This window comes from Streptomyces griseocarneus, assembly GCF_014655595.1.
Lineage (GTDB): Bacteria > Actinomycetota > Actinomycetes > Streptomycetales > Streptomycetaceae > Streptomyces > Streptomyces griseocarneus.
The window spans coordinates 624,809-631,027 of sequence record NZ_BNBL01000002.1; the positions used below are offsets into that span (position 1 = coordinate 624,809).

The 6,219-nt window shown below is 71.9% G+C and carries 6 protein-coding genes; 3 read left to right on the plus strand and 3 right to left on the minus strand.

Going from position 1 to position 6,219, the window contains the following annotated elements; translation table 11 throughout:
• Nucleotides 1–4 precede the first annotated feature (4 nt).
• Entirely contained in the window at nucleotides 5–376 is a 372-nt protein-coding gene (locus tag IE295_RS08725; protein WP_190062929.1) for a DoxX family protein, read from the plus strand.
• A gap of 57 nt (nucleotides 377–433) precedes the next feature.
• Nucleotides 434–1,585, plus strand: a complete 1,152-nt coding sequence (locus IE295_RS08730) for an NAD(P)/FAD-dependent oxidoreductase (RefSeq protein ID WP_190062930.1) — start codon at nucleotides 434–436, stop codon at nucleotides 1,583–1,585.
• 38 nt (nucleotides 1,586–1,623) lie between these two features.
• Here the strand turns inward: IE295_RS08730 and IE295_RS08735 are convergent, their stop codons facing one another.
• The gene (locus tag IE295_RS08735; protein ID WP_190062931.1) at nucleotides 1,624–2,379 is read right to left on the minus strand and encodes a metallophosphoesterase; all 756 of its coding nucleotides are present in this window, start codon (nucleotides 2,377–2,379) and stop codon (nucleotides 1,624–1,626) included.
• 133 nt (nucleotides 2,380–2,512) lie between these two features.
• Between IE295_RS08735 and pdxR the strand changes: the two genes are divergently transcribed.
• A complete protein-coding gene (gene pdxR / locus IE295_RS08740; RefSeq protein ID WP_190062932.1) occupies nucleotides 2,513–3,916 on the plus strand; it encodes a MocR-like pyridoxine biosynthesis transcription factor PdxR in 1,404 nt (467 codons plus the stop codon).
• Between the two features lie 84 nt (nucleotides 3,917–4,000).
• Here pdxR and IE295_RS08745 read toward each other — a convergent pair whose 3' ends face one another.
• Entirely contained in the window at nucleotides 4,001–5,629 is a 1,629-nt protein-coding gene (locus IE295_RS08745) for an ATP-binding cassette domain-containing protein (RefSeq protein WP_224323636.1), read from the minus strand.
• Between the two features lie 356 nt (nucleotides 5,630–5,985).
• A partial coding sequence (locus IE295_RS08750; RefSeq protein ID WP_190062933.1) for a transposase occupies nucleotides 5,986–6,219 on the minus strand: 234 nt, incomplete at its 5' end.

The following is a 6,219-nucleotide window of genomic DNA, read 5'->3' on the forward strand; positions in this document are numbered from 1 at the left end:
CGCCATGCACGCTATCTCTGCCGTCGCCCTGGCGGTATTCCTCCTGGCCGTGGGGGTCGCGCACTTCGTGGTCCCGGCCTATTTCCGCTCCCTGGTGCCGTCCTGGATCGGTCCGGCGGGCCCGGTCGTGGCCGTGAGCGGAGCGGCGGAGATCGCTGTGGGCACGTTGGTCCTGGCGCCCGGCGGTCGAACGGCCGGCGGCTGGGCGGCTGCCGGGCTCGTCACCGTCTACTTGGTCTCCCACCTCGACGCCTTGTGGCACGCGCGTGCCGGCCACTCCGGCCTGCTGCGGCGGCCGATCGGTGCCGCGTCACGGCTGGTGGTCAACATCGGCTACATCGGCTGGGCGGTCGCGGTGGCGCTCGCCCCGGCCTGACACGACCACTGTGCCCCAGCCCACCCCCGAATCCGTCGAAACAGAGCGAGTCCTGTCATGAGCCATCACATCGTCGTCGTGGGGGCCGGCTACGCCGGTCTCGTCGCGGCCAAGCGCGTCGCCGGACGGCTGCGCCACACCGACGTCACCGTCACACTGATCAACGCCGTGGACCGGTTCGTGGAACGCGTCCGGCTCCACCAACTCGCCGCCGGACAGCACCCGCAGGACCTTCCGCTGCGCGACCTCCTCCACGGGACGCGGGTCGGACTCCTCGTCGCCCGCGTGACGTCCGTCGACGCCTCGGCCCGCACCGTGCACGTCGACCGTGCGCCCCACGCGGTCGGTTACGACACGCTGGTGTACGCGCTGGGCAGCCGGGCCCACGTCGACGCCGTGCCGGGGGTCGCCGAGCACGCCCACACGCTCGCCGAGCCCGCCCAGGCGGACCGGCTGCACCGCCACATCGCCCGGCTTCCCTCCGGCGCCGGCGTCGCCGTGGTCGGCGGCGGCCTCACCGGCCTCGAAGCCGCCACCGAGCTGGCCGAGGCCCGTCCGGACCTTCGGGTCGCCCTGTTCGCCGGCGCCGACATCGGCGCCCGGCTGTCCCCCCGGGCCCGACGGCATCTGCTGCGCGCACTGGACCGCCTGCGCGTCACCGTCCACCCGGGCGCCCCCGTCACGGAAGTGCGCGAGAACGCGGTGGTGGACGCCGAGGGCCGGTCCTTCGCCGCCGACGCCGTCATATGGACCGCCGGCTTCCGGGCCCCGGCCCTCGCTGCGGAGGCGGGGTTCGCCACGGACGCGGACGGCCGCATGACGGTCGACGGGACGCTGCGTTCGGTCTCCCACCCCGAGGTGTACGCGGTCGGGGACGCCGCCGCCGGCCATGCTGTGGACGCCGCCGTCACCCGTATGTCCTGCCAGACGGCCCTGCCGATGGGACGTCAGGCGGCCGATGTCATCGCCGCCCGGCTGACCGGCCGTGAACCACGACCGGTCCGTATCCGGTACGCCTTCACCAACATCAGCCTCGGCCGCCGTGACGGGATCGTGCAGTTCACCCGCCCCGACGACAGCCCCCGCGCCCCCGCACTCACCGGGCGCACGGCGGCCCTCTTCAAAGAGGCCGTCGTCCGCGGCACCGTCCTGGCCGTGCGCGGCACCGGGCCGCTCGTTCCCGCCCGCCGGCGCGGGCCGCGCGCCTGACGGGCCGAGAGCCCGGTTCTCCTCCCGAGTTCAGTAACTCAGCAGGCAACGCTCCGGTAGTGGCTCGTCAGCCGTCCCGCGTCGTCCAGGACGTGGAAGACGAGCGCCGGAGGCAGGTTGAGGTGGACGTGGTCCGCCGGATGGTCGTAGTGCTCCCAGGGAAGCCTGAGGGTGGAGACGACTCCTGGGGCGACGAGCAGAGGCTTCCCGGCGAAGGTCGTCGTCGCCGCGGTGTGGGCGTGGCCGCAGATGAGCGCGGCGATGTTGGGGAAGCGCTCCACCAGGGCGGCGAGCCGGTGTTCCCCGAACTGCCGGAGGCCGTCGATGTAGGGGTCCTGCAGCAGCGCCGGCGGGTGGTGGAACCCGACGAGGACGGGCACGTCGCCCGGCGTCTGCGCGAGAACGTCCTCCAGCCACAGCAGGGTGTCGTCCTCGATGAACCCTTCGTCCTTCCCCGGCACCGAGGAGTCGCACAGGGCGACGACGAAGCCGTCCGTGCGGTGAACCTGGTTGACGGGAGCCGTCGAGGCGGGTTCCCCGAGCAGGGACCGGCGGAAGGCGGCGCGCTCGTCGTGGTTCCCGGGGCACACCAGCACCGGGTGCCGGGAGGTCAGCAGCTCCCGGGCCAGCTCGTACTCGTCCGGCAGTCCGTTGTCGGCGATGTCGCCGGTCACCACGACGGCGTCGAGGGCGTCGGGAAGGGCGTCCAAGTACTCCATGACCGCCCGTGTCCGGTCGATGCTGCGCTGCCGGCCGTCGATGTGGAGGTCGCTGAGGTGGGCTGTCACGATCACGGTCGTGCCTGGTCCTTCCGAGAGGTGGTCCGGGGTCCGGGGCCGGTGAGGGCGATCGGGTGCTCATGCCCGCATCTCTCCCTGGCTCCGGCGAACCTATTCGGCGACTGGACCATGAGTAAGATCCGGTTTCATGCCGAATGATTGGTCCAGTTCGGGGTTCGACCTCCACATCGACATCGGCACCGCGGGTGGGCGGCGTGCCGGGCTGGAGCTCGCCCTGCGCGAGGCGGTCCGGTCGGGACGTCTGAAGCCCGGCACCCCGTTGCCGTCCACCCGCGGGCTGGCCAAGGAGCTGGGGCTCTCACGCGGCACCGTGAGCGCGGCCTACGATCAGCTGGCCGAGGAGGGCTATCTGACGGTGCGTCCCGGCTCGGGGGCGCGCGTCGCCGAGGTGCCGGCCTCTGATCCGGCCCCGGCGATCCCGGCCACCGCCCCGGCGACTCCCCGCCACGACCTGCGGCCCGGGCTTCCCGATGTGAGCGCCTTCCCCGTCCAGGCCTGGCTCCGTGCGTGCCGTCGCGTACTGGGGTCGGCACCTCCCCGGACGTTCGGTGCCGGGGATCCGCAAGGACAGCCTCAACTACGGGCCGCGGTCGCCGACTACCTTGGCCGAACCCGGGGCGTGCTCACCACACCGGACCGAGTCGTGATCACCTCGGGTTTCTACCAGTCCTTGGGAGTGCTGAGCCGCGTACTGACGGCGAGCGGCATCGGCGCCGTCGCCATGGAGGACCCGGGCCACAACGTCTATCGCGAGGTCGTCCAGCGCGCCGGGCTCGCCACCCCGGCCCTGACCGTCGACGCACGGGGGGCCCGCGTCGGATCGCTCGCGCAGGACATCGGGGCGGTGGTGGTCACTCCGTCGCACCAGTACCCGACCGGGGTGCCGCTGCATCCCGAACGGCGCCAGGCGTTGCGCGAATGGGCGCGCGCCACCGGCGGCCTGGTCGTGGAGGACGATTACGACGGGGAGTTCCGCTACGACCGTCAGCCCGTCGGGGCCCTCCAGGGCACCGCCCCCGACCAGGTGGTGTACTGCGGCACCGTGTCCAAGACGCTCGGCCCCGCCCTCCGGCTGGCCTGGATGGTCCTGCCACGGCACCTGGTGGGCCCGGTCGTGAGGGCCAAGCAGGAGACCGACATGTACACCGAGACCATCGGTCAACTCGTCCTGGCCGAACTGATCAGGACGCACGCCTACGAGCGTCACATCCGCTCGGCCCGTCTGCGGTACCGCCGCCGCCGCGAACGACTCCTCGAACACCTGGCGGCCTTCCCCGCCCTCACCCCGCACGGCGTCCCTGCCGGCCTGCACACTCTCGTCACCCTCCCGCCCGGCGGAATGACCGAACAGCAGCTCATGGCCGCCTGCGCGGACCGAGGCATCGCTGTGCGAGGTCTCACCGAACTCCACCACCGGCCCACTCCCGGCACGCCGGGCGGCCTGCTGATCGGTTTCGCCGCCTCCTCCGAGCACGGGTACCCCATCGCCCTGGAAGCCTTGTCCTCCGTGCTGGCGGACGCCGCACGGTGACCGGACGGGCGGGCGTGCGGACGGGCGGACGGCATGCGGGGGGCGCTGCCTCAGGAGCCACTTCCTGCTCCGCGAGGGCCTCGCTCAGGCGCCGACGTAGGCCGCCAGGTGCTCGCCGGTGAGGGTGGAACGGGCGGCGACGAGGTCGGCGGGCGTGCCCTCGAAGACGATCCGGCCGCCGTCGTGGCCGGCGCCGGGACCGAGGTCGATGATCCAGTCGGCGTGCGCCATGACCGCCTGGTGGTGCTCGACGACGATGACCGACTTGCCGGAGTCGACGAGCCGGTCCAGCAGGCCCAGCAACTGCTCGACGTCGGCGAGGTGCAGGCCGGTGGTCGGCTCGTCGAGGACGTAGACGCCGCCCTTCTCGGCCATGTGGGTGGCCAGCTTCAGCCGCTGCCGCTCGCCGCCGGACAGCGTGGTGAGCGGCTGGCCGAGGGTGAGGTAGCCGAGCCCGACGTCGGCGAGCCGGCCGAGGACGCGGTGCGCGGCCGGCGTGCGCGCCTCGCCGGCGCCGAAGAACTCCTCGGCCTCGGCCACCGGCATCGCGAGCACCTCGCTGATGTCGCGGCCGCCCAGGCGGTACTCCAGCACCGATGCCTGGAACCGCTTCCCCTCGCAGTCCTCACAGGTGGTGGCGACGCCGGCCATCATCGCCAGGTCGGTGTAGACGACGCCGGCACCGTTGCAGGTGGGGCAGGCGCCCTCGGAGTTGGCGCTGAACAGCGCCGGCTTCACGCCGTTGGCCTTCGCGAACGCCTTGCGGATCGGGTCGAGCAGCCCGGTGTACGTTGCCGGGTTGCTCCGTCGCGAGCCGCGGATCGCCGTCTGGTCGACCGAGACCACGCCGGCGCCGGTGGGGATCGAGCCATGGATGAGCGAGCTCTTGCCCGACCCGGCGACGCCGGTGACGACGCAGAGCACGCCCAGCGGGATGTCGACGTCGACGTTCCGCAGGTTGTGCGTGTTCGCTCCCCGGACCTCGAGCGTCCCGGCCGGCTTGCGCACCTCGTCCTTGAGCGCCGCCCGGTCGTCGAGGTGGCGGCCGGTGATGGTGCCGCCGGCCCGCAGCCCCTCGACGGTGCCCTCGAAGCAGACCGTGCCGCCCGCCGTACCCGCGCCGGGGCCGAGGTCGACGACGTGGTCGGCGATCGCGATCGCCTCCGGCTTGTGCTCCACGACGAGCACCGTGTTGCCCTTGTCCCGCAGCCGCAGCAGCAGGTCGTTCATCTGCTGGATGTCGTGGGGGTGCAGGCCGATGGTGGGCTCGTCGAAGACGTAGGTGACGTCGGTGAGCGAGGAGCCGAGGTGGCGGATCATCTTGACGCGCTGCGCCTCGCCGCCCGACAGCGTGCCCGACGCCCGGTCGAGCGAGAGGTAGCCCAGCCCGATCTCCACGAACGACTCGAGGGTGTGCCGCAGCGCGGCGAGCAGCGGCGCCACCGACGGCTCGTCGAGGCCGCGGACCCATGCGGCCAGGTCGCTGATCTGCATCGCGCACGCGTCGGCGATGCTGATCTTCTTGATCCTCGACGACCGGGCCCCCTCGCTGAGCCGGGTGCCGTCGCACTCGGGGCAGGTGGCGAAGGTGACCGCCCGCTCCACGAAGGCCCGGATGTGCGGCTGCATCGCCTCCTTGTCCTTGGAGAGCATCGACTTCTGGACCCGCGGGATCAGCCCCTCGTAGGTCATGTTGATGCCCGCGATCTTCATCCTGGTCGGCTCGCGGTGGAGGAGGTCGTGCAGCTCCTTCTTGGTGAACTCGCGGATCGGCTTGTCCGGGTCGTATACCCCAACTCATCCGTCACTTAGGGCCTCTGACCAGCGAAAGCGCTGGTCAGAGGCCCTTTCCCGTAGATCAGGCAGTTCGACCGGACCCCGTTCCGAACCGGTCCAAACAGGACCGCACGGCTACGTACGTAGCCATGAAAGTAGCCGCCAAAGATCCGGTCTGGAGACAATCGCGACGGGGCCCGGACCAGCGAAGATGGTCTGTGACCTGGAGCATCCGGGGGGCCTGCCACCACGCCTCAGCGGGCAGCGAAGCCGCTTCTGCCTTAGAGGTCGTCTCAGTTGGTGCGCCGGTAGCAGATGAGGGCGGTGGCGATGCCGACGAAGGCGAGGAAGTGTTCGGCCTTGCGTTCGTAGCGGCGGTGCAAGCGGCGACAGCCGCCCAGCCACGACAGCGTGCGTTCGACCACCCAGCGGTGCCGGCCGAGTCGGCCGGAGGTCTCCGCGCCGCGCCGGGCAATGCGGGGCACGATCTGCCGGCGCCGCAGCCAGTTCCGCAGGTGGTCGAAGTC